The following is a 25,073-nucleotide window of genomic DNA, read 5'->3' on the forward strand; positions in this document are numbered from 1 at the left end:
GGAAACCGTATGACCACCACCGCGCTCATCGTCGGCGACCTGCAGGCGGGCATCGTGGACAACTATCCCTTCGCCGCCGGCGTGCTTCCCGTCATGGAAAGGGTTCTCCCCGCGGCCAGAGCCGCCGGAATCCCGGTGATCTTCATACGTTTCGGGCTCCGGGCCTCAGGCCTTGATGTGGCGGCGGGCAACCAGGTGATCAGTACCCTGCACGGGGCGGGGACGCTGTTCCACGCAGAATCCCCCGAGACGCTCGTGCACCCGCGCATCAAGCCGTTGCCGGGCGAGGCCGTCGTCCTCAAGCACCGCGCCAGCGCGTTCGCGGCCACCGACCTCGATCTGCTGCTGCGCGCCCAGCGCATCGACTCGCTCGTGCTGACCGGTGTCGCGACCGGGGCGATGGTCGCCGCCACGCTCTACGACGCCGCCGATCGCGACTACCGCCTGACCGTCCTCAGCGACGCCTGCGCCGATGGGGAACCGGACGTGCACGACTTTCTGATCAACCGCGTCTTCCCTGCCAGGGGTGCTGAGGTTCTCACGAGCCACGAGTGGACCGCCCGCCTGTGAGCAGCCCTCAGCGTTGAAGACCTGGGCATGCCCGCGGCGAACGGAAGTTGATCCCACCGATGGAGACGGGCGGGCGCATTCGATCAGCTCTAGTGCACAGGAGCAGCCCCATCATCGGCGGGACGGCGGGAGGTGAGCGTGACGGCGCCTCCTACCTGGACCTCGCCGTGGTGGCCCTTGATGATGCTCAGGATCGCGGTGCGTCCCTGCCGGGAGTATTGGGCGATCTGTACCTGCTGGCCTGGCCGGACGTACGGGTCGGCGCTGACTTGTGCGGCGTTCGACACCCCGGTGGCGCGGTCGATCATCAGGTCTTCGCCGAGGTAGGCGTTCACCTGGATCGACTGTGCAGGCAGAAGGGTCTGCGGGTCGCGGCAGAACAGGTGTACTCCGTTGATCTCCGCGGTGCGTTGCAGGTGCAGCAGGTTGTCGAAGTCGAGCAGGTGCAGCTGGGTACGGAGCAGGGCGAAGGTCTCGGGCGTCACTTCGACGGTCAGCTTGGGCGAGCCGACGGACAGGATCTCCAGGGTGGAGCCGGGCCTCCGCACGGGGAGCGGGAAGATCCCGGTCAGGGCGGGGCCGAGGTCGTCGGCGGGCCTCGGTGGTCGGGACACGAATCGCAGCATGACGACATCGCCGGGCCTCACCGAGGCTACGGCTGCGGCCGTGGCGGACGTTCTGATCTCCACCTCGTCGCCGGAGGCGAGGGCTCCGGTCGCGGCCAGGGTGTGCACGGCCCCGATGAAACCATGTGCGCAGGCACCGAGCTCTTGTCCCGTGGGCGTCAGCACGGTGATCTCGAGCTGCGAGCCACGCAGGGCGTTGACGAAGACGGTCTCGGGGGCGCCTGACCGCCGGGCCACCGTACGACGTCGCTCGAGATCCCACGCCGGCACATCGTCGCCCAGCACGACGGCGAAAGGATTGCCCAGGCCGCTGCCGGGGTCGTCCACGTCGACGAAGGCCGAGCCGGTTACCAGGCAGGCGGTCTGAGGCATGGGGTCAGCCGTCCTGGCGGCAGATGATGAAGTCGGCGAAGGCGTGGGAGCCGGATCGCTCGCCGATCTCCTCGATGGCGCTGCGGATCTGCCGCAGATGGCCGACGGTCAGCTCGAGGGGTGGCTCGTCGGGCTGATAGGTGGTGCGGACGGGGTAATCGGCGCCTGGCGTGGTGGTCATCTCGATGTGGCAGCCGACCACGTGGGTGACAGGGCGGGTGGCGGTGAAGTCGATCAACCGATCGACGGTGGCGATGAACGCGGGCCAGTCCTGGACGTAGAGCCTGCCGGGGTAGATCGTGTCGCCGGTGAGCAGGAAGCCGGTGTGGGGGTCGTAGAACGTGACGGCCGCTTCGTGGTGGCCAGGGGTCGCCAGGCACTCCAGCACTCTTCCGCCCAGGTCGACATGGGCGATGCGCGAAGGATCCGCATCGAAGCCGAAGAACTTCCAGGCGTTGCTCAGGCGTGCGTCCACGATGAGAGTGTCGGGACGATCGATGAACTGGGCGTCGCCGGCGATGTGGTCGCCGTGGGCATGCGTGTGGAGGACGAGCAGGCGGTAGCCGTCTGTTGGGTGGCGGGTGAGCCAGTCGTCGACCAGTTCGTCGACCACCTCGCGCAAGGGGAAGAACTCGGCGGATTCGGTCGCGCCGGTGTCGAGAAGAACGGCCTGGTCGTTGCCGAACAGCAGGAAGAGAAAGGGCGCCTCGTAGTTGATCGCCATGTTCTGCCGCAGGACGAACGTGTGCTCGTCATAGGCGTACACCTGGATGTCGGGGTCGGTGTTGTGCTTGGCCGACGGCGATCCATGGATCCAGTCGACGTCGAAGGCGCGCGGTTGTGGCGAGACGGACGTGAAATTGATCAACGGGAGGTTCCTTCGAAAGGCTTCTCTGCGTCAATTGTGTCGGATGCCGCTCAGGGCTTGTCGGGGCAGTCGGCCTCCACCCATGTGGCGGTCAGGTCCCGGCAGACCACAGTGATCGCTCCTGGCCGCAAGGCGATCTCATGGCCACATCCATCGGGGTGCGGCAGGATCTCGTCGAGGATCACCACGCTGCGCGGCTCGATCCCGGCAGGTGCGGCGATGTCGAGTCCGTAGTCCGACACGCCTTCGTAGCGGATGATCAGGTCTTCTTCGTGTTTCCAGCAGTTGTGCCGGAACACGAGTTCCATGGAGGTCTCTCCGTCAGTCTTACCGAACGAGATCCGCTCCAGGTTGAGGTCCTTCACGCACCGTGGCCCGTGGAAGTCGTAGTGCTGGGGATCCGCCGCGAACGCACCTCCGTGGTCAGTCCTCGCGCCAGGTCCACCGGCCCCCCAGCATCGTGGCGGAGACCGGCATCGACCGCAGGGCCCTGCCCTCGTAAGGGTTGTCGTCGGTGACCACCAGGTCGGCCTCGTCGCCTTCGGCCAGGTTCGCCCGCCCGTTACGGGTGGAGGCCGCGATCGCTTCGGCGACCGGGATCGCGTGCTCGGGATGCCAGGGCTCGCGGCCGTCACGGCTACGGTCGACGGCGGCGGCGATCGTGACCCACGGGTCCAGCGGAGCCACTGGGGCGTCGGAGCCCAGCACCAGCCGGGCGCCGGCCGTGAGCAGCGCGCCGAAGGCGAAGGCCCGCCCCGTACGGCCGGCCCAGTGGTGGTCGGCCACGTCCCTGTCATCCATCGCGTGCTCGGGCTGCACGCTGGCGACCACTCCGAGCGCGGCGAAGCGGCCGAGGTCGGCCTCGTCCAGCAGCTGCGCGTGCTCGATCGTGCCCCGCGCGCCGACGCGCTCGAAAGCGTCGAGCGCGAGGCTGTTGGCCCTGTCGCCGATGGCGTGCACGGCCGGGCGCAGCCCCGCCCCCCACGCGCGCTCCATGAGCGGGACCAGCTCCTCCGGCGGCACCAGCAGCATGCCGTGAGGGTGGGCGTCGCCCTCGAGGCCCGGGTACGGGTCGTGGCAGTAGGCCGTGCGGGTGTTCAGTGAGCCGTCGGTGATGACCTTGAACGGTCCCATCTCGACCAACCCGTCGGTTCCATGGATCACCTCGCCAGAGCGCAGGCCCCGCTCGATCGCCTCCTCCAGATGCGAGGGCCACACCCCGCACGCCACCCGCAGCGCCCGGTTGCCGCCGCGGACGCGGCGGATCCAGGCGTCCAGCGGCCAGGGCGCCTCCAACTCGACCAGGCCGACCACGCCCCGCGCGGCCGCCGCCGCCGCGCTCTTCGCCGCCCACGCGTCGAGCACCTCAGGCGGCAGCCTGTTGACATCGGCGAGGATCGGCTGCCATTCGGACTCACGCAGGACGCCGCTGGCGTGGTCGGCCCAGCCATACCTGCGGGCGGCGGCGGAGTTCAGCCAGCAGCTGTGCAGGTCGCCGCTGATCAGCACGACGGGAACGTGCGCGACGTCGGGGGCGGCGGCGTCCAGCAGGTCGCGATGGGGGCGGTCGGCCCACATCGCGTCGCGGAAGCCGTAGCCCACCAGCGGCAGCTCCCCCTCCGGCGGCCTGGTGCGCAACCGCTCCGCCACCAGGCGGGCGGTCGCCGCCGCCGACTCCGCCCCGGACAGGTCCACACGCTCGCGGGCGAGCGTCCACTGGTCGAAGTGCACGTGGTGGTCCCAGAGGCCCGGCAGCACGAAACGGCCGTCGAGATCGACGACCTCCCAGCCTGGCTCGGCGGTGATGCTCTCACGGACCCGCGCCACGCGGCCGGCCGAGACCAGCACATCGTACGGCGCGGCGTTCCGGCCCAGCCGGGCCGAGCGCAGGAGGGTGTTCATGCCGTCTCCTCAGGGATCCCGTACCGTCTCCCGCGCGGGCGCGGCGTCGGCGTTCCGCTCGTCGGGCGTTCGAATGATCTCGTAGGCGGTGGACGATGGCGATGGCGCGGGGGCGATCGCCTACTCGAAGAGGGAGGAGTCTCCGGCGCCTCGGCGGAGGATCTCAGGCTCGCCCTGCGAGAAGTCGACGACCGTCGTCGGGGTGGCGCCGCACTCGCCGGCGTCGATGACGGCGTCCACCTCGTGGTCGAGCCTCTCCTTGATCTCCCAGCCCTGCGTGAGGGGCTCGCTCTCGTCAGGCAGCAACAGGGTGCTCGACACCAGCGGTTCGCCGAGCTCGGCCAGCAGTGCCTGCGTGACGACGTGATCGGGGATCCGGACGCCGACCGTCTTCTTCCGGGGATGCAGCAGCCGCCGCGGCACCTCCTTGGTCGCGGGCAGGATGAACGTGTAACCGCCGGGGGTCGCCGCCTTGACCGAGCGGAACAGCGCATTGCTGACGTGGACGAACTGTCCGAACTGGGAGAAGTCTCTGCAGACCAGGGTGAAATGGTGGTCACTGCCGAGGCTGCGGATCTCCCTGATGCGCTCGATGCCCTCCTTGTTGCCCAGCCGGCACCCCAGCGCGTAACACGAGTCCGTCGGGTAGGCGATCAGCCCGTCCGCATGCAGAAGCTCGACCACCTGACTGATCAGCCGGGGCTGCGGACTGTCCGGATGCACATCGAAATACTTGGCCACACCCCAGAGCTTAGAAGCGCGGGCTTCTCGGCATGACACACGGCCCGTCCAGCACTCGGCGTATATGCGGGTCATGCCTGCAGGAACGGCGCCATGGACAGCCCGTTCTGGGCGCTCTGGGTCCTGAAGTAACCCACCGGGCCGTCACGTCGCCTCTCCCTGCGCGTCCGTCCTCGAAGAGGCTCCACCATGTCCGCAGGGGGCCGTTCTCGAGACGGTGGACCGAGTGGACAGGATCCCGTCTGGTCCTGGGACCTGGGCGGGATCCTGTCGTTTCACGTTCTGAGCGAAGCAGGTCACCGTGCCGGAGCCGTCATCGGACCGGCCACCGGGGTCGCCTGCCGGGCTGTCAGGGTTTACGGGCGATGCCGCAGACGGCGCTCACGACAGCCGGCGGCTCATCCCACCGATCAGGTTCGGGCCGCCATTGCGGCGTCGGCACCACGCCCGGGTCCACCAGGTCGAGGCCGGCGAAGAACGCCGCGATCTGTGCCGGGCTGCGTAGCTGGTAGGTGTTGGCCGCGGTGCGGTTGTAGTTCGCCACAGCCTGGACCAGTGCCGGGTTGGTGTCGGTGCCGTCGCTCAGCGCCAGATAGCTGCCCGAAGGCAGGCGTTCCAGCAGCTGGCCGATGATGGCCGCGGGGTTGTCATCGTCGGTGAGCTGGCCGGCGATGCTCAGCATCATCACGGCGACGGGCCGGGTGAAGTCGAGAGTCTTGGCCGCTCCGTTGAGGATCACGTCGGGGTGACGGACGTCGGCATCGATGTAGTCGGTGACGCCTGGCTCCGCGCTGGTGAGGAGCGCGCGAGCATGCACCAGGACAATGGGGTCGTTGTCCACGTACACGACACGCGTCTCGGGTGCGATGCTCTGGGCGACCTCATGGGTGTTGTTGGCAGTGGGCAGGCCGGTGCCGATGTCCAGGAACTGGCGCACTCCCGCCTCGCTCACCAGGTACCGGACAGCGCGCATGAGGAACTCGCGCTGGAGCCGGGCGACCATCGCGAAGTCGGGGAACAACTTCAGCAGGGTCTCGCCGACCTCGCGATCAACGGCGTAGTGATCCTTGCCACCCAACAGGAAGTCCCACACCCGGGCGGAGTGCGGGATGGTCGTGTCCACGCGCTCCCATGCCGCCCGCGCGGCGGAGCTCTCGTCGCTCATTGTTCATCCTTGAAGATGGAGGGCTTCCGACCGTACAACGTGCTGTCCGGGCTCACCATTCGTGGAGCCCGGCGAGGCGAACCGGCATTCTGGGCGCGCAGAAGACCTGCGGCCGGCGATCCCGCCGCACCCGAAACCAGAGGGGTCCGGCTGTCCTGCCGGCGCCAGCCCAGCGCGGAGAAATATCACCAACCGACATACCACAACACTAAAAGATCTTACTTCTCATCCGACGGTCGCAGGTTCGAATTCCGCACAAAGCACTTCGATCACGGCGTTGGCCTGCGGAAGCACACGACACGAGAAACGGCCCCGGTCCCCGCTTCGACGCGACGGACACGAGGCCGATCTCCCGACTGCGATCAGGCGCGGAAGGCGCCCCGTTCCACACAGTCGTCGCCCCGCCGCAGTGCCGCCGCCGCCGCGCCACCTGCGGGAGAAGCGAGATGGAGGTGTCGGCAGTGGACGGGCTGGAGGTGGGCGAAACGGTGAAGAGGAAGCCGAACGCACTCGGTGTGGGTGGTCAGCTCGCTTCGTCGAGCAGACGTTGGAACGCCTCCTGTACGCGCAGCGCTTTCTTCAGGTCCTTGACCGTGGCGTCCGGGATCGCGCGCAGGTAGGAAGCCGCTGTGACCTGGTGGGCGGCTACGTAGTCCTTGATGTTGGGGTCGTGGATGCCCGGATAGTCTTCGGCGTGCTGCATGACGGCGTCGAAGGACTCCGGGATCAGCGAGGCGAAGTCATCGATATAGGCGTCCCAGTCGCCGTCGAAGTTCGTGGCGAACATGAGCCGCGTGTCGTCGTCGAAGAGCACCCAGCGTGCATCGTGCAGCGTGCCGATGCGCGCACCCATCTCCTTGCGCCTCTCCTCGTACCCCGGCTGTTGGAAGATCTCGCGGATCTGCTGTCCGTGGCCGGGCTTGACCTTGAAGAAGAGAGTGAACTCGCTCGTCCTGCCCGACTTCAGCCCCGGGCGGCTCTGCTGGTCGGCGTTCATGGTCATGTCAGTGTGTCCTTCTGCTGGAGCCCGATGGAGCTTCTGTCCTGTATGTGGTCGGGGGGACTGGATCCGGTGGTCGACGATGGGCGGCAGTAGCCGCCGCTGGACCCGTGCCTTCGATCGGCTGGTCGTTCGAGGCGGGCCGTAGCCGCCGGCCGAGGGCTCGCGGTTCAGTCTTCGAGCTCGGCCAGCCAGTTCAGCGCCCGCAGGCCGGGCATGAAGAGGTACTCACCCCCCTTGGTGATCGTGAAGCGTGGTAGCTGCTGAAGCCGGCGGCGGATGGGACGGCGGGGGATCGTGAAGGTCCCGGTGGCGTCGTTGTCCCCCACGAGCGGGTCCTTCTCGGTGCCGAGGCCGACGAAGTCGCCGTCGTTGGCCCACTGGGTCTTGAGGAACTCGAACTGCCGGACCAGGTCGGCGCCCATGAAGATGAACACGATGCCGCGCTCGGCGCCGTCGTCCTCCAGCTGCCCTTCGGGGAGCATGGGGCCGTAGGTGGTGCCGCGGCGCAGGGCGCGGTGGATCTTCACGTCCACGATGGAGTCGGTCAGGGCGTCGCGCGGGTTCATGCGGCGGATGTGCGAGCCCAGAGGGCAGCGCAGGCCTGTCGGGTCCTCGTGCCGGTAGTTGAAGTCGTTGGCCCGCATGGGATCGGCGGCCAGGTCGGGGTCGTCGTGCTCGGGGGTCAGCACCAGGGGTGCTCCGCTGCGCCAGCGGCCGACCATCTTCGCCGCGAGCAGCTCCTCCTCCTCGGGCGAGGAGGCGTTGTCCCTCAGATAGCGGCGGAAGGCGGCCACCTGAAGATGGAGTTTGCGGAAGGCGACGTAGGTGCCGTTGCGGCCCAGGACGCCAGGCTGGGGCATGGCGGCGACCCTGCCCAGCTCGTTGGTGTAGCCGAGGAGGAACTCTCCGGCCTTGATGGTGGGGCCGAAACCGGGCAGGTAGCCGTAGTGGTCGCCGCCCGCGTGGAGGATGCTGGCCACGCCGGCGCCTTCGATGTCGGGCTCGCCGATGCCGTCGACGAAGCCGAGGTGGGTGCGCCTGGTCGGCAGCTGCTCGGCTTCCAGCCGATAGATCACCGACACTCCGGGCAGACCGCTCAGCGCTCGGCGGGCGTCGTCCAGCACCCTCTGCAGCCCCGCCTCGTCCGGGGCGAACACCGACAGCGCCACGTGGACGTCGGTGCTGCCCAGCGGCGGGTCCCAATGTTCGGGGCCGCTCTCGCCGACGTCGCCGAGCCGTACGGCACGGGCGGCCATCCCCTGCCGGAACTCGGCAGGGAAGCTGTCCAGCGACGCCTGCGGCACGCCCAGGGCCCGCAGCCCGGAGTGGCTGAGGGCGACGCTGAACCACGCCCGGTCCGGCGGCTCCCACCATCTGGCGGCGGAGGCGACGCGGGGCGCCAGGTGGGCCAGCATCCGGCGGCCGTCGGCCGCGTCGTCGACGCGCAGCAGGAAGTAGGCGCCCACATAGGGCGATGGGCGCTGCCTCAGCACGGTGCCCTGGATGTCGTCCAACTCCAGGACCTGGGCCGCGCTCGCACTGTCTGTCATCGCGTTCTGTCTCCGATTGTCCGCTGGACTCGCAAGGGCGGTGAGGGAGCGGCCGCGTTCTACGGCAGCACCTCGTCCGCGCTGCGCGGCTCCTGGCGCTCCTGCTGGTTGAGCTGGTGACGCTGGAGGGAGGAGCGGCGGTAGACCTCCTTGCGCGCCCGCATGATGTCGCCGAGGGGCGCGTGTTCGGCCGTCACCCGCCACGGGGTGAAGGAGAGCGCGTCCATCTTCCTGAGGGCTTCCTCGTCGGAGATGTCCTGCTGCGGCAGGCGGAGCCTGGCGACCGTGACGAACGGGGACAGCCGCTCGGGCCACTCGACGGTGAGGTCCTCGACGGGCATGCGGTCCAGGTCGGCGCAGAGCTGCACCTGGATGTCGAACGCGAAGGGCCGGTCTCTCATCTCGGCCACCAGGGCCGGCCTGAAGACCTCTTCCGCCGATGTCACGTCGATGGCGCGATGGACCACCGCGGCAGCGGAGGAGGGGTCAGGGGCGAGGCGCACCTTGGCGATGTAGTCGCCGTGCCGGACCGCGCCCATCGTCCAGTAGGTCGACAGCAGCACGTTCACCAGGGGCCGTTGCGACACCGTGAGGAAGGCCAGGAACTCGTCCCACGCCCACTCCTCCTCGGCCAGGGTCCCCTTGCCGGTCACGAACTCGCGGTAGAAGCGGTGCCGGCCCGGCGCGCCCTGGGCGAAGTACTTCGGCGCGTCGAGGAACAGCTCCTGGATGAACAGATAGTGCTTCACGGTGTTGCAGAAGAAGACCGGCGCGTTGATCAGGGCGTAGTCGAAGGTGCCGGTGTCGGGCTCGTCCTCCAGAAGGGTCGGGCCCTGGACGCCGAACATCTTCAACGCCAGACCGGTCGCCCGGCCGAGGCTCGCGTCGGCGCCCGCGTGAGGCGAACCGTTGGAGAAGCGGACGAGCGCGTCATGCCGTCCAGGAGTGGCGTAGATGCCCTGCGCGTACTCGGCCGGCAGGTCGTCGAGGATCTCGACTTCTCCCCTGACGAGCCCGTACCCCTTGGCGTGCGCGTCGCGGACCGCCAGACCGGTGCCCTCGGCTTCGACCGATTCGGCGATGAACCGCTCGGTCTTCCCGATCACCGTCCGTAGCATCTCGTCGAAGTCGGTAGAGGCGACGGTTTCCACGTCCGGCGAGTAATGGATGAATCGCGACGGCATGAGCTCGACCATCTCCCCTGTCCGCAGTTCGACTGCGAGGTGACCTCTGATCCTCACCCACCGTAGGCACGAGGGCGGGTCGAGCGCGTGGTGACGGCAGCCATTTGACAGTCAGATCGCCGAAAAATGCCCATTCGTGCGCTGCGTCGCGTCACCGGCTCCATGGGAGCCCGGGGTCATCCGTACCGCGCTTTTCGCCGTCCGTTCGTTCGACTCGTCACCCTCCCTGTGGCCCCGGATCAGGACTTTCGCCCGACCTGACACCCGCCACGGCGGCTTCGTTGGAGTCGAAATGGGTGAGCTCGAACTCGTAATGTGTCAGCAGGTCGCGCAGGTCCCCGGTGGCACGTGCCACGACGAGTCGTCGTCCTGCCGCCGTCAGCTGCGCCTCCACCTGACGTAGCGCCTCCGCTCCCGTGGTGTCCACGTCCGAGATCGCTTCGGCGTCAAGGACCACGTCGGTGGTTTCCAACGCGAGGATCTCCGTCTTGAAGGTGTCGGCGTTGGCGAAGAAGAGCGGTCCCTCGAATCGGTACACCGCCGGTCCCGGGCCTGGCTCGTGGGCGCGGATGTAACGCCCGGCCGGGCCCGGCTTGAGTACGGCCGTGCTCGGCTTGGACGCCCGCCGTACCATGTCGACGGCTGACAGCAGGAAGGCGATCACCACCGCCGACAGTGACCCCAGCACCGGCACGCCGAGCAGGCAGACCACGGCGATCCAGAATTCGGAGCGGCGCAGCCGCCACAGCTCGGCCAGCTTGCGCAGGTCGATCAGCTTGATCACCGCGACGGCGACGATGCCGGCCAGCGCGGCGTTGGGCAGATAGGCCAGCAGATCGCTGAAGAAGGCCAGCAGGATCGCGACAACCACGGCGCAGACAAGGCTCGGGATCTGCGAGCGGGAGCCGATCGAGTCCATGGCCGCCGTGCGTGACGCGCTTGAGCCGATCGTCATCGATCCGGTCAGGCCCGCCGCGATGTTGCCGGCGCCGAACGCCCTCAGTTCCTGGTTGCCGTCGACAGGGTAGTCATGCTGCTCGGCGTAACGCCGCGCGGTCAGCAACCCGTCGGCCAGCGTCACGGCGCAGATCGCGATGGCGCCGGGGATCAGCGAGGCCCACTGACCCAGCGTGACCCCACTCGGGAAATGGGGCGTGGGCAGGCCGGAGGGCACGGAGCCGAGCACCGACACACCCTTGCTGTTCAGCCCGGTGGCGGCTACGGCCGCCGTGGCGGCGACCAGCGCGATCAGCGGTCCGGGCAGCGCCGGCGCCAGGCGGCGCAGGCCCAGGATCACCGCCATCGTGCCGACACCGATCAGGACGTTCCACCAGTGCGCCTGAGGAATCTTGGTGATGATCTCCCACACCTCGGGGAAGAACTCCTCGGACGTGGTGGTGATGCCGAGGATCTTCTTCACCTGGCTGGTGAGGATCTCGACTGCCAGGCCTGCGATGAAGCCGACCAGCACGGGCTCGGACAGGAAGTTGGCCAGGAAACCGAGCTTGAAGACGTAGAACAGCAGAAACACGGCCGCGCACACCAGCGATTGGGCGTAGGCGAGCTCCACGTAGTTCTCGCTGCCCGCGACGGCGAGCGCACCCAGCAGTGAGGCGATCAGGGCCGCGATCGGGGCGTCGGGGCTCGCCACGAGCTGACGGGAGGACGAGAGCAGCGCGAACACCAGCATCGGTGCGATCGCCGCGTAGAGGCCCACCACCGCGGGAAGGCCGGCGATCTGCGCATAACCGATGTTGAGCGGAATCGCCAGCGCGGCCAGCGTGATCCCGGCGGCGATCTCCCTCGGCAGATCCGCTCGTCGTACCCCTCGCAGCCCCGCGAACATCACGGCCGCTCGCGCCCTGCCGTCGGATCATCGGCCATGACTGGGAGTTACCCGGTCGTCAGCCTGCAGGGGCTTGGGGGCGGGCAAAACATCAGCATGAGGATCGCCACGCCCACCGCGAAGGAGACGTCTTCGCCGCGGACATCTCCGACAGATCCGAGGTCATCATCAACTGTTGGCACGTTGCTGACATTGCCCGCGACGGGGCTCGGGTAGGGGCCCAGGCAATGCGCAGTCATTCCTCGATCGGGCCCGACTCCGAATGCGTCTACGCCGCCTCATGAACGAAAGCGGTTCGCCGACGCTGTTCCGGCGGCCTCGGCGGCGCCTGCGTGCCGGGCTGGCCCAGATCGTCTGCGCGGTGGTCGGCCTGGTGGGAGGGCTGGCTCTGCCCGCGCTGCCGCCCTCGCCCGCCGTTCTGAGCAAGGACATCGTCGGGGCGCTCTTCACCGTCGGGTTCGGCGTCATCGGCCTGGCCAGCGTCGTCTTCTCCCTGCTGTTCCTGGTCGTGCAGTTCACCTCCGGCACCTTCACTCCGCGGCTGAACCTGTTCGGTGACGACCCGATCGTCTGGCGGACCTTCGCCTTCGCCGTCGGCGTCTTCGTCTACACGATCACCGCGGCGCTCGCCGTCGCTCATCGCGGACGTGTCTCCGTCGTCGTTCCGGTGGTGGCGCTGCTCCTGGCGCTCGTCGCAGCGCTGCTCATGCGTACCGTCCAGCTGCGCGCCTTCGTCTTCATCCGGCTCACCCCATGTCTGGACGAGATCAACCAGCGCACCCGCAGAGTCCACGACGCCGTCTACAGCGCGCCCTACCGGGACACCCCCAGCGAACCGGTCGACCTCCCCGGGCCTGTCATGCCGATTCGCTGGTCCGGCCGGCCCGTCGTGCTCCAGCAGATCAACGTGCCCGCGCTCCTCACCGCGGCGACCGATCACGACGTCGTCATCGCCCTGCGCGTCCCCATCGGGGGGCAGCTTTTCGACGGGGACCTGCTCGCCGAGGTCCACCAGCACGCCATCCCCGACCGGCTCCTCCTGCGCAACACCCTCACGGGAAGGGAGCGCACCTTCGACCAGGATGTGACGTTCGGGCTGCGCCTGTTGGCGGACATCGCGCTCAGAGCCCTCTCCACGGCCGTCAACGACCCCGCCACCGCCGTCCAGTCCCTGGAGCAGATCCACGACCTCCTGCGTCGCCTGGCTGGGAAGGAGCTCGACATCGGCTACATGGCCGACGCCCGTGGCAGGGTCAGGCTCGTCATTCCCCTCCCGACCTGGGACGACTACCTGCGCCTCGCTCTCGACGAGGTCATCGTCGCCGCCTCTCACAGCCCCATGGTCCTGGTACGGCTGCGCGATCTGCTGCGGGGGCTGTACGACGAGGTGCCTCGCCCCCGCGGGAGTTCGGTCGCCGAACGCCTGGGAGTCGTCGAGGATCGCCTGCGGTCCGGCTTCCCACGGGAGATCTCCGCGTGACCGGCGCTGCCGTCCCGATCACATGGGGCCGCGCGCAGCTCCGCCAGCCGCGCCTCAGGCGGGTCCCTCCGCCGCGCCTTCGGCCGATCCCCTGGCCGACCTGGAGCGCCTGGCCCGGCTTCACGACTCCGGCGCGCTCAGCGACGCCGAGTTCGCCGCGATGAAGGCCCGGTTGATCGGAGGATGACGCTGATGACCGCCACCGAGATCGTCCTGGCCGCGCTGCGAGCCAGCACCAGTGGAGACACGCAGCAGATCACCGATCTGTACGCACCCGATGTTCGCGGTTGGAGCGCCGGACAGCTGATCAGCTCGCGTGACGAGTTGCTGAGCGACGCCGGCATCCGCGCCACAGGACTGTCCGACGTCCGCCTGGACGCCTCGCCGGTGGAGCTGCCCGACGGCACGGTGGTCGCCGAATGGCGACTCACCGCGCGGCACACCGGGAGCCTGAAGTTGGACGACGACGTCGTCATTCCGGCCACCGGCCGGTCCCTGGACCTGCGCGGTGCGCTGTTCGCCAGGGTCGACCAGGGCCGGATCAGCGAGTTCCGCCAGTACTGGGACGAGGCCGATCTGTTCGAACAGCTCGGCCTGCTCCCGGCCTGACGCCGTCGAGGCAGGTGGTCGGAGCAGGAGGTCGGGGCAGGCGGTCGAGGCAGGTGATGGCGCGGGGCGTCGGATCAGCCGCGTCAGACGCGGAGAAAGAGGCCGAGGACCCAGCTCACGACGCTGATGATGAGCGCGCCCCACACGGCCGGCCAGAAGCCGTCCACGTGGAACGGCAGGCGCAGCAACTCGGACAACCAGCCCGTCAGGAGCAGCAGCCCGCCGTTGACCACCAGGGCGAACAGGCCGAGCGTGAGAACGTAGAACGCGCAGCCCAGAACGTGGATGATCGGCTTGAGGACCACGTTGACGATGCCGAAGATCAACGCGACGCAGACGATGGTCAGAAGCCTCCCGATGAGGGAGTCGGCCTGCACGTAGATGCCGCCCACGACAAGCGTCGTCACCCACAGCGCGGCGCCGACGATCAGGATCTTCAGCAGAGCTCTCAAGTCATCGCCCCTCGTGGCACAGGACGTCGATGCACACGGCGGTGGCGAGCAGGAGAGGAATGTCCTGACCTTCGACGATCGAGATCGCGTAGGTGTCACGGACGCTCAACCATCGTTTGGAGACCTCGGCGACGACGGAGCCGTCACGGATGACGGTGTACTCGTGGTCGAGGAAGTTCCCCCGTGTGTGCAGCTCGCCGCCGCCGGCCAGATCGATGGTGAAGCGGTCGCGCAGGCCGATGAGGTGCTTGTGCACGGTCGCCACGATCTGGCCGTCATGCTGCATGACCATGGTCTCCCGGAGACGGAGCAGCTTGCGCTGGAGGTGGAGCAGCTCGTTGTCCGAGGTGTCCTTGAGCACGAAGGTCTGGCGCAGGCGCAGCGCCTTGCCGTCGACGCGATAGGCGTGCTGGCCGAGGCCGTTGTCGATCCAGTAGTCGTCGCCGATGGACACGAGGCGCTGCCGGAGCTGGTACATCGTGGTGGCCGGCGGCGCCGGGTCATCACCCCTTCTGAAGATCACGCTTCACCCCCACCTGCCGAAGTCGCCTCGATGGAAACGTCCTGCCCTGAAGTGGGCAAAGAGAGGACCGGACAACCGGCAAGTCTCCTTTCGCGGGAGGCCCCGCGGACGATGGTCGTCTCACCCGGCCGGCCGGCGGGAGCGCCGCGTAACACGAAGGTCGCCGCTCCCGCCTTCGATCCGACTCCCGACCCGGAGCCCCGCTCTCTGGGTCGGCTCACCCGTCTGTCATGGCGTGACGATGTCGAAATCGCGATCGCCGTCGTCCAGAAGCCCGATCAGCGTTTCGAGCGCCTGGCGGTCGCCGTCCATCTGGATGCCGTCGAAACTCTGCGCGGCCATCAGGCCGAGCAACTGCGGCTTGGTGAGGGTCACGGTGAGGTCGGCCGGGGCGCCTGCGCGGCTACGGGTCTGGGTGAGCACGCCGTTGGCGAGGATGAGCCTGATCTCCTCGTCGAGGTCGGTGAACTTCCAGTCGATCGTCAGGCGGGTGTCCCAGGCACGCGGGCCGTTGACGCGGATGGCGATCGAGTCGAAGACCTGGCCGAGGCTCAGGGCGCTCACCACGTCCGGCGTGGCGGTGTCGAGGGTGTTCCCGGGCTTGCGGCCGCGTAGCTCGGCCGCGCCCTGCAGATAGAAGTTCCGCCAGGTGCCGTTCTCGCTGCCGTACCCGAGATGGTCGTAGACCTCGGCGAGGAGTTCGCGGGCAGCGCTCTCGTCAGGGTCGGCGAAGACGGCGTAGTTGAGGATCTGTGCGGCCCAGCGCCACTCCCCGGCCTCGACGGCGGTCCTGGCTTTGGAGAGGACGCTGTCGATCCCGCCCATGCACTCGACGTGCTTCTTCGCCGACTCCTCGGGAGGCAGCTCCCACAGATGGGCGGGATTGCCGTCGAACCATCCCATGTAGCGCTGGTAGATGGCCTTGACGTTGTGGGAGACCGAGCCGTAGTAGCCGTGCGTGTGCCAGACCTGCTCCAGCGCCGGCGGCATCTGGATCATCTCGGCGATCTCCGTGCCGGTGTAGCCCTGGTTGAGCATCCGCAGGGTCTGGTCGTGCAGGTAGGCGTACAGGTCCCGCTGCTGGGACAGGAACTCGGTGAGCTCTCGGGTGCCCCAGGTCGGCCAGTGATGCGAGGCGAACAGCACATCGGACTCGCCCGAGAACAGCTCGATCGCCTCGGTGAGATAGCGGGCCCAGACGCGCGGGTCACGGACGAGCGCGCCACGCAGCGTCAGCACGTTGTGGAGATTGTGGGTGGCGTTCTCCGCCATGCACAGGGCGCGCCGGTCGGGCAGGAAGAAGTTCATCTCGGCCGGCGCCTCGGTGCCCGGCGTGAGCTGGAACACGATCCGCACGCCGTCGATCACCTCCTGCTGCCCCGTCTCGGTGATCGTCAGCGTCGGCGCGATCAGGGAGATCGTGCCGGTGGAGGTGGTCTGGCCCAGTCCCGCGCCGATCTGACCGGTGGGGTTCCGGGGAAGCTCCGCGCCGTACATGAAGATGGACCGCCGGTTCATGGCGGTGCCGGCATACACGTTCTCGGAGACGGCATGCTCCAGGAAGCCCGCAGGAGCGATGACGGGAACATCCTCCCCCTGGTCCACCACTCCGCGGACACCGCCGAAGTGGTCGGCGTGGGAGTGGGTGTAGATGACCGCGGTCACCGGGCGATCACCCCGATGCTCCCGGTAGAGAGCCAGCGCCGCCGCCGCAGGCTCGACCGACAGCAGGGGATCGACGACGATGACGCCCCGGTCGCCCTCGATGAAGGAGATGTTGGACAGGTCGAACCCACGCACCTGGAAGAGGCCGTCGGTCACCTGGTAGAGGCCGTGCTTGGCGGTGAGCTGAGACTGGCGCCACAGGCTCGGATTCGCCGTGTCAGGGCATTTCGCCGTGAGGAAGGCGTAGGCGTCGAGGTCCCAGACGACCCGGCCCGACGCATCTGTGATCTTCGTTTGGGACAGCGACCCCATGAAACCCTTGTCGGCTTTCTCGAAGTCGGCCCGGTCTTCGAGCGACGGCATGACGTCCACAGGACCCCCTCGGAACAAGACAAACGCTGCCGCCTTATTCCCCGGACTTTCCCAGCTCAGCACAACGGAACGGGCAAAAAGCCGCATGTACGGCACGGGGCGGGCCACGTGGAAGTCCTCGGCCGTCACATCAGCCCGCCCACGCCCTTGCCTGCCAGAACCACCCCCATGACCAGCAGCAGGACGAACATCACGGTGGCGTTGTTCTGCTGCAGCCAGCCCTTCAGCCGGTCGAGCGGCGCGCGCACCCTGGTGGCGTTGGTGGCGTAGACGATCACGGGGACCGCCACGCTGCACGCGGCCAATATCGTGAAGAGCACCAACAGCACTGTTTCCTGGGCGCCGCTCAGATCGCCCGCGGCGATGGCGACGCCCGCCGCCACGCACATCATCAGGTTCTTCGGGTTGACCGCCGACAGCAGCAGGCCGAGCGTGGCGGCCTTGGCGGGAGTCACCTTGTCGACGGCCCGCATCCAGCCGGGCAGCTCGGCGCTCTGACCCGGTTTGGGCCTGCTCTTCCACTGCTTGAGCGCCATCGCCAGCAACGCCAGGCCGAGCAGCAGCTTGATCCAGGACGCCCCCGCCGATGGCTGCCCTCTCGCGGACGCCAGTCCGATTGCGTTGGCCAGCACGATCAGCACGCCCGTCGCGACCACGATGCCCGCCACCCAGCCGACCAGGAACCCGATGCCGGCGCCGCCCGCCTTCGGCGCCAGCAGCATGAGGATCACCGCGATGATCGGCACGGGGCTGATGGCGACCGTGAGCGCGAACGGCAGCAGGTCACTCAGAACCTCACCCATGAAACCCCCCGGCTGAACGGAGTACCCGCTGTGACCAGGGATGATGCTTTGCCCGCCGTTGGTGTGGGCGCGCCGCCGCCGGTCCCGGATCCTTGCCGCGCTCCGTCTCTCAGTCACCGACCAGCGGTGAGGCGGTCCACTGCTGGAGCGCATTGCCGCTCCTGCAGGAGCCGACACCCACCTGAGCGTTGCGCCGCCCATTTGGCTCGGCGCTGGCCAGGCACTTCTTCGTCGCGAAGTTCTGGATGACGAAGGCGTCCTTGAAGGGTCCAGGAGCGTCGACGGCCAGCTTGAACGCCCACTTCTGGGTCTGCTTCCCGCCCACGCAACGGGCCACGAACAGCCGGCCGGCGTTGTCGGTCTCCAGGCACACCGTCTGCCCGCGGACGAGCTTCCTGCTGACCAGCTTGCCACCGTTGATGAAATTCCACTGCTGCTCAACGTCGTCGCCCCCGCGGGGGAACGTGCTGAAGACCTTGCCCCTGCCGCTGGCGCCGACGTCGCCGACCTCCAGCGCAAGACTGGTCCTGCGGTTGCTGAGGTGCAGGGTGCCGGCCGGCGGGGCGGCGGCCGACGTGACGACGCCGGTGGAGACACCGGTGGAGACGCCGGTGGAAGCCGCGGCGGGCGAGGCGACAGCGGTCGTGGCCAGGGCCGTGGTCACGGCACCGATGGCCACGCGACGCCTGGCCAGGACCGACAGAGCACGCGGCAGAAGCCCGTCACCAGCATGAAGCGCCTCGATCCGGGCCCGCTGCGCAGGCACTCGCGGTTCCGGTGGACCACCCCGGTGCCGGCCACCCCCGTCAGCCCGCCGACCACGCTGGTCATCACCTCCACGGTCCGGCAACTGCAGCACCACGCGTGCATCCGCTGGACCGGGCCGGCGATCGGCGAAGGGCTGCGCATCGACCGGGGCGTCCACGTCTGGACCTTCGCCAAGGTCAAGGGCGGCGTCCTCGTACGCACCGAGGAGACCCACGCCGGCGACCAGATCGAAACCGACGTGCCCCTCGCCACCCGCTTTCTCGGACAAGGTCTCGAAGCCTGGCTGCGCGATCTGAAGACCACCGCCGAAGGCCGCAACCAGCGGTAGCGCGGGCTCCGAAGGGCCGGCTCCCGCCGGCGCCACCTCCCCGACGCGCCCAGGCCGGCCCGAGATCGCGGCCGGCCTGCTCGCTTCGACGGCCCCGTGGCCGCGGTCCTGCCCGTCGGCCAGCTACGGCTCGATGGCGGGGTACGGCTGATCGTCGAGGACCGGTGCCGATCCGGCGTCATGCGGGTGTACGGCGGGCCCGATCCGACACCGGCCACACGTAGGGCAGGTCCATCGGCACACCGGTGAACCACCTCTGGTAGTGCTCGGGATCCTTGCGCAGCAAAGCCGACCGGTGGCTGCGGTGGAAGTCCTCCTCCCCCAGCCACGGCGGCAACTCCCCCGCCACGGCGAGCGCGTCCTGCGGGCGCACCGTGTCCACGCCGAGCGCGCGCCGGAAGTCGGCCAGCAGGGTGGTCGCGCAGGTGTCGGCGTATCCGATCTCACACCAGGCGCGGCACATCTCCATGCCGTATCTGGTGAGCGCCTCCTCGTAGCCCGCCCACATGGCGACGGCAGGATGGTGGCGCCAGCCGTACCCGACGACGGTCAGCCCGCGCAGCACCTGTATCGCCTCGACACGCTGTTTGCCGAGCCGCCGTGGGTCCAGGATCAGCGACGTGGCCACGAAGTCGGGATAGGGCAAGAACGTCTGCACCCACGGTGACTACCCTGCATGCCGTACCGACTCACGCACGCGGCTGCGGCGTGAGCTCGCTGCGCATCCGGCTCTTGACGTGCCTGGCGGGCAGGCTCGCATACGAACACGGGGGATCGCGTGGCGGTCCTGCCCCGCCGGCCACCTCGGCTCGCGCGCCCGGTCAGCCGTTCAAAGACCTGGTCAACGCAGCGTAGAGGGGTACTCCTGGCCTGATGTGAAGCGGTTTCGCCACAGAGCGGCGATGCGGCAGGCCACGCGGGACCGTGTCGGCTTCGCCGTAGGACCGCCGCGAGCTGATGAACTGTGGGGCGTTCTGTACCAGCTTGAGATGTTCCGTCCTAATTTGGCGGGTAGGTCCGCTAAAGACCGTCACCAAGCAGAAGGGGGAAAGCGAATGATCACGCAGGAGCAGATCCCCGCGGTTCTGGACCATGACGTCTACGACGCCAATGGAGCCAAGATCGGCGAGGTCAAGCACCTCTTCCTCGACGAGGCCACCGGGCGGCCCGAGTGGCTGTGCATCAAGACCGGCCTGTTCGGCACCAAGGAGACCTTCGTCCCGATGCGGGATGCGGAGCTGGTCACCGACCACGTCGAGGTGCCCTACGACAAGGACCGCGTCAAGAACGCCCCGAACGTCGACGTGGACGCCGGCGGGTACCTGTCGGCCGAGGAGGAGCGCGAGCTGTACCGCTACTACGGGATGGACTGGGAGTCCTCCTGGCAACAGGCCAACCAGCCCGGCGAGGGATGGGCGCACGAGGGCGGCATGCGCGAGCGCGAGCGCCTCGGCCACACCGACACCGGGGACACGGGCATCCAGAACGGCAACGCCGACACTGGAGACACAGGTATCCAGAACGGCTACGCCGACACCGGGGACATGGGTACCGAAACGGGCTACGCCGACACCGGCATGGGCCGTCGCGGCGATGCGATGGCGGGCGGGGATCGGCCGGAGGCCGGCGCCGAGACCCACGAGCGCGGCCGAGCCCGGTTGCGCAAGTACATCGTCACCGACGAGTAGCAGCGCAACGTTCCGCTCACCCCGCCACGAGGTGCGGGTGGAGCGGGAACAGACCACCGAGGCCGACCGGGATGCGGCGCTTGACGGGCCGGACATCACCGAGTCCGAGCCCCCGCACGACAAATGGCCGATGGTGGAGGAGACCGTTCCGTAGGAGCCGGGTCCGCACGACCAAGGACCAGGTCGCCGACGAGGAGACCGTCTCCAACGAGCCGGGCCGCCCCGAGGGAGGGCAGACACCCGGCAAACCGGGACACCATTCCATATTTCATGACATCGCCGGTGTCCTGATTCCACAGGCTGTTCGCCACGCCTGGTTCCTGTCATTGCTGTCTTTGCGCGGAACGGCGGGAACCGCGTCCATCGCGCTCGAAGTCCCTGATGCACGACCTCACAAGGTGGCGGGACGCTTCGCGTCGAAGCAATCGGCCCTCGCAGGGGCCCGCCCAGCAGGGAATACGGCGCTCTCCCCTTCCTTCGCCGGAAGGGGCCACAACGGGCGGTCTTCCGAACGCGAGACCGCCAGATCGGGGGAATCCCATGCGTAAGATCCTCACGAGCCTGGGGCTGGTCTTCCTGCTCACGCTCGCCCCGGCCGCGGCCGTCACGGCGGAGGCTGTCGCCGTCCCGGCCGCGTACAGCCAGATCACCCCATCACCGCAACCCACCGAGAACAGAGACGAGGGCGGCAGCGGAGGCATGTGGGGGCTGCTGGGCCTGCTCGGTCTGCTCGGCCTCGCCGGCCTACGCAAGCAGAAGGCCCGCGTCGGCACGGCCGAGCACATGCCCAACCCCCCGAGGCCGTAAGGCGGAGCCGGGGCGGTCGCATGCCGCAGGAGCCGGGGCGGCGGGCACCGTCGCCCCGAGCGCCTTGTCGTCGTCGTTCGGCGGGAGGTCTTCCATGAGGTGCTCGCAGGCGTGTCGGCGCGGAATCTCCGTGGGGCTGGCCGTCGCCGGCCTCCTGGCCTTCCCGCTGTCCGCCGGGACCGTCGGCGAGACGATGCCCGTGGCGGCCCCCTCCGCTCAGCGCGCCGCGGTTCTTCAGCCGCCGGACTTCCCCGAGCTGACCCCCGCCGTCGCCTCGCGACTGGACACCGCGATCCGGCAGGTCATGCGCATGACCAAGGCGCCAGGCGTCATCGTCGGCCTGTCGGCTTCCGGCAAGGGGGCGTACGTGCGGGCCTTCGGCGTCGCCGACAAGGCGACCGGCGCCCCGATGAAGCCGGACCTGTCCATGCGGATCGGCAGCGAGACCAAGACCTTCACCGTGACCGCCCTGCTCGAACTCGTCGACCAGGGCAAGGCCGGCCTCGACGACCCGATCGCCAAGTACGTCGACGCAGTCCCCAACGGGGACCGCATCACCCTGCGCGACCTCGCGGGCATGCGCAGCGGGCTGTTCGACTACAGCGATGACAAGGCCTTCTCCAAGGCCCTCATCACCAACCCGCGACGGCCCTTCACCCCCCTGGAGTTGCTGGCCTATTCCTTCGAGCACCCCGTGCAGTTCCAGCCCGGCGCGCGATTCCAGTACTCCAACACGAACATCATCCTGCTGGGGCTCGTGGTGGAGAAGGTCGGCGGCCTGCCCCTGCACGAGTTCATCCAGCGAAACGTCCTGGAGCCGGCCGGCCTGCGGCACACCGTCCTCCCGACCGGCGCCGCCTTCCCCAGCCCCCACGCTCGCGGCTACACCAACAAGACCGCCTCGGGCGCGGTCGAGGAGGCCACCGACTGGAATCCCTCCTGGGGCTGGGCCGCGGGAGCGATGGTCTCCAACCTTCAGGACCTGCGCACGTGGGCCCGCGTCCTCGCCACCGGCACCCTGCTGACCCCCAAGACGCAGGCCGAACGCCTCAGGACGCGCCCGACGACCATCCCGGGCGCCGGGTACGGACTTGGCGTCTTCAACGTGCGGAGCTGGATCGGACACAACGGCTCGCTGCCCGGCTACCAGTCGCTGACGGTGTACCTGCCCGAGGAGCAGGCGACGCTGGTGATCCTGGTCAACACGGATATCTCGTACGACGGTGCGCAGCCCAGCACGCTCTTCGGGAAGGCCATCACGCGCATCGTGACCCCGGACCGCGTGTTCGACCTGCCCGAGCAGGCGCCGTCTCCGAGACCGCGGCCATCCGGGTCACGGACCGGCGGTGGCGATTGAGCGCGCACCACTCCTCGGGCCTCGGTTTCTTCCGAATCTCGGACTCCTGCAGGGCCTCTTCACGGCCATGGCTCGCCGCCTCCAGCGCCATCGCCTGGTCAGGGGTGAGGGGGTGGAAACAGGGAACGGAAGTTGCCGACCATCGGGTTCGGGTCGCCGGTGCGCCAGGTCAGGTCCAGTGTGACCGCGCGGACCGGCGGCGACAGAGGGCGGAAGGCGACGTCGCGGCGGCGCAGCCGGGTCACGGACTCCGGCACGATGGACACGCCGATCCCCGCCGCCACCAGGCCCACGATGGTCTGCATCTGCACGGCCTCCTGCACGACGTCAGGTTCGAACCCCGCCGTACGTGCCACCGAGGTGATCCGGTCGTGCAGCGCCGGCCCGTACCTTCGCGGGAACATGACGAACGGCTGCCCCGCGAGTGCCGTCGCCGGCAGGGACGTGCGCGAGGCCAGTGGATGATCGGCCGGCAGGGCGGCCAGCAACAGCTCACGGGACACGGTCTGCGTGGTGAGCACCTCCGCCGCGGGCCCGGCCAGCGGCGCGTGCAGCAGGCCGACGTCGAGCAGGCCCTGACGCAGTTCCTCCGCCTGCTGGGCGGTGGGCAGTTCCCGCAACTCGACCTGGACACCTGGGTAGCGGGCGCGGAAGCGGCGCAACACCCGGGGCAGCGTGAGGTTGGTCGCCGACCCGACGAACCCGATCACCAGTCGGCCCGCCTGCCCCCTGCCGACCCGCCGGGCCGTCTCCACGGCGAGCGCGGCATGGGTCAGGCTGGCGCGGGCCTCGGCCACGAAAGCTTCACCGGCGGGCGTGAGACGTACCTGGCGGGTCGTGCGTTCGAACAGTCGCACGCCCAGTTCCTCTTCCAGTCTGGCGATCTGCTGACTGAACGGCGGCTGCCGCACGCCCTCGCGAAGCGCGGCCCGGCCGAAACTGAGCTCTTCGGCCAGCGCGACGGCGTAGCGCAGCTGCTGGAGATTCATAGGCAGACGATATCAATGGGGGCGCATATCCCTTTCAGTGCGGTTTAATCCGGCAGACACCTTGAAACTGGGCGACATGAAATCGCTGATTGTCGCCCTCTCCCTTCTGAGCAGCACGTTTCATCACGGGTGGGAGGACTTCAGGACCGAGCGGCCGCTGTACCTGTCCGGGACGGTGACGCAGGTCCGGTGGGGAAACCCTCATCCAGAGGTGCGCGTGCGCGTGGCCGCCCCCGCGCGTCTGCCGTCAGGGCTCGCCGAGCGTTCCATCCCCGCCGAACTGGAGCAACTGGGCGGGCGTGACGTGCTGCGGCGTACCCAGGCCTTCGACGGGCGGGAGGAGGAGGTGGTGCTGATCCTCGCACCCGTGGAGCGGCTGACGGCATGGGGGATGACGGATCGGGTGCGCGAGGGCGAGCGCGTGGAGGCGGTCGGCTACGTGCACCGTGAGCACGCCGAGGAGTTCCGGCCTGAACTGCTGGTCCGGCAGGACGGGCAGGCCGTCCGGCAGCGTTCGGTTCCCTTGCCGCAGAGCCCGCCTCCCGCTTCGCCGGGCGGCCCCGCCGAACAGCCTGCCGGGCAGGACGCCACCACCGCGGCCGCCGGCTCCGGCCAAGGCCCTGTCGTGCTGCCGTGGCTGATCGGCGGCGCCCTTCTGATCGGCGGTGGCACCGTGGCGCTGACGCTCCGGGCCAGGCGGGCCGGAGGGAAAGCCTCATGACAGCGGCCTTCCCGCAGCGCCACACCACGCAGGCGGAGGCAGCCGGCGAGGCAGGGGCGCTGCAGGGATACCACGCCGCGCGGTCGGACCCTCAGTCAGCGGGGTGGCTCGACGCGCTGACCTCGCTCCAGGAGACGTGGGTGGCGGAGTTCGTGCGGGTGACGCCGTGGGTGTACTCGTCGCTGGAGATCGTGCACCTGATGGGGCTGGCGATACTGGTCGGACCGGCCCTGCTCTTCGACCTGCGGCTGCTCGGCGCGGGAGCGGACGTGATCTCGGTGTCAGCGGCTGCGCGGCGGTTGCTGCCGGTGGCCAGGGCGGGGTTGGCGCTTGCCGCGCTGTCCGGAGCGGCGATGTTCACGGCCGGCGCCCGGGAGATCGCGGGCACCGGCGCGGCACCGGCCAAGGTGGGTCTGCTCGCCGTGGCCGGCCTCAATGTGGCGCTGTTCCATCTCGGTGTCTATCGCCGGGTAGAGGCGTGGGACGACGATCGCCGACCGCCTCCTGCGGCCAGGGCGGCGGGCGCCGTCTCGCTGGTGGCGTGGACGGGAGTGGTCGCCTGCGGGCGGCTGATCGCCTACACCTGACCGGCGCGGGAACGCCGGGTCAGCCGTCCTGGATACTGCGATTACCCAGGGTTGAAGTTCGACTCCTTTCCGTTACTCTTGCGTGGGGACCTTCCGC

27 protein-coding genes are annotated in these 25,073 nt (G+C 68.8%); 10 read left to right on the forward strand and 17 right to left on the reverse strand.

Annotated features, from left to right (window positions below; genetic code table 11):
• The first annotated feature begins 9 nt into the window (after positions 1-9).
• Complete coding sequence (locus tag ABFX50_RS46130; protein WP_346156509.1) at positions 10-570, forward strand: cysteine hydrolase family protein; 561 nt, start codon at positions 10-12, stop codon at positions 568-570.
• A gap of 89 nt (positions 571-659) precedes the next feature.
• Here the strand turns inward: ABFX50_RS46130 and ABFX50_RS46135 are convergent, their stop codons facing one another.
• The 10 genes from ABFX50_RS46135 to ABFX50_RS46180 all read right to left on the reverse strand — a co-directional run bounded on the left by ABFX50_RS46135 (position 660) and on the right by ABFX50_RS46180 (position 11,827).
• Positions 660-1,568 (reverse strand): PhzF family phenazine biosynthesis protein, encoded by a 909-nt coding sequence (locus tag ABFX50_RS46135; protein WP_346156510.1) that lies wholly within the window; start codon positions 1,566-1,568, stop codon positions 660-662.
• Positions 1,569-1,572: 4 nt separating this feature from the next.
• Positions 1,573-2,436 (reverse strand): MBL fold metallo-hydrolase, encoded by an 864-nt coding sequence (locus ABFX50_RS46140; RefSeq protein ID WP_346156512.1) that lies wholly within the window; start codon positions 2,434-2,436, stop codon positions 1,573-1,575.
• A 50-nt stretch (positions 2,437-2,486) separates the two neighbouring features.
• Entirely contained in the window at positions 2,487-2,801 is a 315-nt protein-coding gene (locus ABFX50_RS46145; protein ID WP_346156514.1) for a hypothetical protein, read from the reverse strand.
• Positions 2,802-2,859: 58 nt separating this feature from the next.
• Positions 2,860-4,338, reverse strand: a complete 1,479-nt coding sequence (locus tag ABFX50_RS46150; protein ID WP_346156516.1) for an amidohydrolase — start codon at positions 4,336-4,338, stop codon at positions 2,860-2,862.
• 120 nt (positions 4,339-4,458) lie between these two features.
• Positions 4,459-5,079, reverse strand: a complete 621-nt coding sequence (locus tag ABFX50_RS46155) for an L-threonylcarbamoyladenylate synthase (RefSeq protein WP_346156517.1) — start codon at positions 5,077-5,079, stop codon at positions 4,459-4,461.
• A gap of 349 nt (positions 5,080-5,428) precedes the next feature.
• Positions 5,429-6,244, reverse strand: a complete 816-nt coding sequence (locus tag ABFX50_RS46160) for an SAM-dependent methyltransferase (RefSeq protein ID WP_346156520.1) — start codon at positions 6,242-6,244, stop codon at positions 5,429-5,431.
• A gap of 523 nt (positions 6,245-6,767) precedes the next feature.
• Complete coding sequence (locus ABFX50_RS46165; protein WP_346156522.1) at positions 6,768-7,247, reverse strand: hypothetical protein; 480 nt, start codon at positions 7,245-7,247, stop codon at positions 6,768-6,770.
• 167 nt (positions 7,248-7,414) lie between these two features.
• Positions 7,415-8,797 carry a Dyp-type peroxidase gene (locus ABFX50_RS46170; protein WP_346156523.1) on the reverse strand — a complete coding sequence of 461 codons (1,383 nt, stop codon included), beginning with the start codon at positions 8,795-8,797 and terminating at the stop codon, positions 7,415-7,417.
• Between the two features lie 59 nt (positions 8,798-8,856).
• Positions 8,857-9,903 carry a catalase family protein gene (locus ABFX50_RS46175; protein WP_346156524.1) on the reverse strand — a complete coding sequence of 349 codons (1,047 nt, stop codon included), beginning with the start codon at positions 9,901-9,903 and terminating at the stop codon, positions 8,857-8,859.
• Between the two features lie 295 nt (positions 9,904-10,198).
• The gene (locus ABFX50_RS46180) at positions 10,199-11,827 is read right to left on the reverse strand and encodes a SulP family inorganic anion transporter (RefSeq protein ID WP_346156583.1); all 1,629 of its coding nucleotides are present in this window, start codon (positions 11,825-11,827) and stop codon (positions 10,199-10,201) included.
• A 280-nt stretch (positions 11,828-12,107) separates the two neighbouring features.
• Here ABFX50_RS46180 and ABFX50_RS46185 point away from each other — a divergent pair, with 280 nt between their 5' ends.
• Genes ABFX50_RS46185 through ABFX50_RS46190 form a run of 3 tightly spaced genes read left to right on the forward strand, consistent with a single transcriptional unit; the run spans position 12,108 to position 13,916 of the window.
• Positions 12,108-13,307, forward strand: a complete 1,200-nt coding sequence (locus ABFX50_RS46185; RefSeq protein ID WP_346156528.1) for a DUF2254 family protein — start codon at positions 12,108-12,110, stop codon at positions 13,305-13,307.
• Between the two features lie 22 nt (positions 13,308-13,329).
• Positions 13,330-13,494, forward strand: coding sequence for an SHOCT domain-containing protein (locus ABFX50_RS51600; RefSeq protein WP_428834730.1), 165 nt, complete (start codon positions 13,330-13,332; stop codon positions 13,492-13,494).
• Positions 13,495-13,499: 5 nt separating this feature from the next.
• Positions 13,500-13,916: a nuclear transport factor 2 family protein gene (locus ABFX50_RS46190; RefSeq protein ID WP_346156530.1), complete on the forward strand. Its 417-nt coding sequence runs from the start codon at positions 13,500-13,502 to the stop codon at positions 13,914-13,916.
• A gap of 83 nt (positions 13,917-13,999) precedes the next feature.
• On the opposite strand, the gene ABFX50_RS46195 is transcribed toward ABFX50_RS46190, so the two are convergent.
• The 5 genes from ABFX50_RS46195 to ABFX50_RS46215 all read right to left on the reverse strand — a co-directional run bounded on the left by ABFX50_RS46195 (position 14,000) and on the right by ABFX50_RS46215 (position 18,395).
• Positions 14,000-14,368, reverse strand: coding sequence for a phage holin family protein (locus ABFX50_RS46195; RefSeq protein WP_346156533.1), 369 nt, complete (start codon positions 14,366-14,368; stop codon positions 14,000-14,002).
• Between the two features lies 1 nt (position 14,369).
• Complete coding sequence (locus ABFX50_RS46200) at positions 14,370-14,891, reverse strand: LURP-one-related/scramblase family protein (protein WP_346156535.1); 522 nt, start codon at positions 14,889-14,891, stop codon at positions 14,370-14,372.
• Between the two features lie 228 nt (positions 14,892-15,119).
• A complete protein-coding gene (locus ABFX50_RS46205; RefSeq protein ID WP_346156588.1) occupies positions 15,120-16,919 on the reverse strand; it encodes an alkyl/aryl-sulfatase in 1,800 nt (599 codons plus the stop codon).
• A gap of 134 nt (positions 16,920-17,053) precedes the next feature.
• A complete protein-coding gene (locus ABFX50_RS46210) occupies positions 17,054-17,731 on the reverse strand; it encodes a GAP family protein (protein WP_346156538.1) in 678 nt (225 codons plus the stop codon).
• Between the two features lie 109 nt (positions 17,732-17,840).
• Entirely contained in the window at positions 17,841-18,395 is a 555-nt protein-coding gene (locus tag ABFX50_RS46215; protein ID WP_346156541.1) for a hypothetical protein, read from the reverse strand.
• Positions 18,396-18,461: 66 nt separating this feature from the next.
• Between ABFX50_RS46215 and ABFX50_RS46220 the strand changes: the two genes are divergently transcribed.
• On the forward strand, positions 18,462-18,827 hold the full coding sequence (locus ABFX50_RS46220; protein WP_346156543.1) for an SRPBCC family protein: 366 nt from the start codon (positions 18,462-18,464) through the stop codon (positions 18,825-18,827).
• Between the two features lie 178 nt (positions 18,828-19,005).
• Here ABFX50_RS46220 and ABFX50_RS46225 read toward each other — a convergent pair whose 3' ends face one another.
• The gene (locus ABFX50_RS46225) at positions 19,006-19,485 is read right to left on the reverse strand and encodes an MSMEG_6728 family protein (protein WP_346156545.1); all 480 of its coding nucleotides are present in this window, start codon (positions 19,483-19,485) and stop codon (positions 19,006-19,008) included.
• Between the two features lie 397 nt (positions 19,486-19,882).
• Here ABFX50_RS46225 and ABFX50_RS46230 point away from each other — a divergent pair, with 397 nt between their 5' ends.
• The 3 genes from ABFX50_RS46230 to ABFX50_RS46240 all read left to right on the forward strand — a co-directional run bounded on the left by ABFX50_RS46230 (position 19,883) and on the right by ABFX50_RS46240 (position 22,679).
• Entirely contained in the window at positions 19,883-20,515 is a 633-nt protein-coding gene (locus ABFX50_RS46230; protein ID WP_346156546.1) for a PRC-barrel domain-containing protein, read from the forward strand.
• Between the two features lie 540 nt (positions 20,516-21,055).
• Positions 21,056-21,322, forward strand: coding sequence for a WGxxGxxG family protein (locus ABFX50_RS46235; RefSeq protein ID WP_346156547.1), 267 nt, complete (start codon positions 21,056-21,058; stop codon positions 21,320-21,322).
• Between the two features lie 130 nt (positions 21,323-21,452).
• A complete protein-coding gene (locus tag ABFX50_RS46240; RefSeq protein ID WP_346156550.1) occupies positions 21,453-22,679 on the forward strand; it encodes a serine hydrolase domain-containing protein in 1,227 nt (408 codons plus the stop codon).
• A 98-nt stretch (positions 22,680-22,777) separates the two neighbouring features.
• Here the strand turns inward: ABFX50_RS46240 and ABFX50_RS46245 are convergent, their stop codons facing one another.
• Positions 22,778-23,668, reverse strand: a complete 891-nt coding sequence (locus tag ABFX50_RS46245; RefSeq protein WP_346156551.1) for a LysR family transcriptional regulator — start codon at positions 23,666-23,668, stop codon at positions 22,778-22,780.
• 76 nt (positions 23,669-23,744) lie between these two features.
• Here ABFX50_RS46245 and ABFX50_RS46250 point away from each other — a divergent pair, with 76 nt between their 5' ends.
• A complete protein-coding gene (locus tag ABFX50_RS46250) occupies positions 23,745-24,389 on the forward strand; it encodes a hypothetical protein (protein ID WP_346156554.1) in 645 nt (214 codons plus the stop codon).
• The gene (locus ABFX50_RS46255; protein WP_346156557.1) at positions 24,386-24,976 is read left to right on the forward strand and encodes a hypothetical protein; all 591 of its coding nucleotides are present in this window, start codon (positions 24,386-24,388) and stop codon (positions 24,974-24,976) included. The genes ABFX50_RS46250 and ABFX50_RS46255 overlap by 4 nt, the downstream gene beginning before the upstream one ends.
• Positions 24,977-25,073 lie beyond the last annotated feature (97 nt).

Source organism: Nonomuraea recticatena (assembly GCF_039533245.1).
GTDB classification, from domain to species: Bacteria; Actinomycetota; Actinomycetes; order Streptosporangiales; family Streptosporangiaceae; genus Nonomuraea; species Nonomuraea roseola.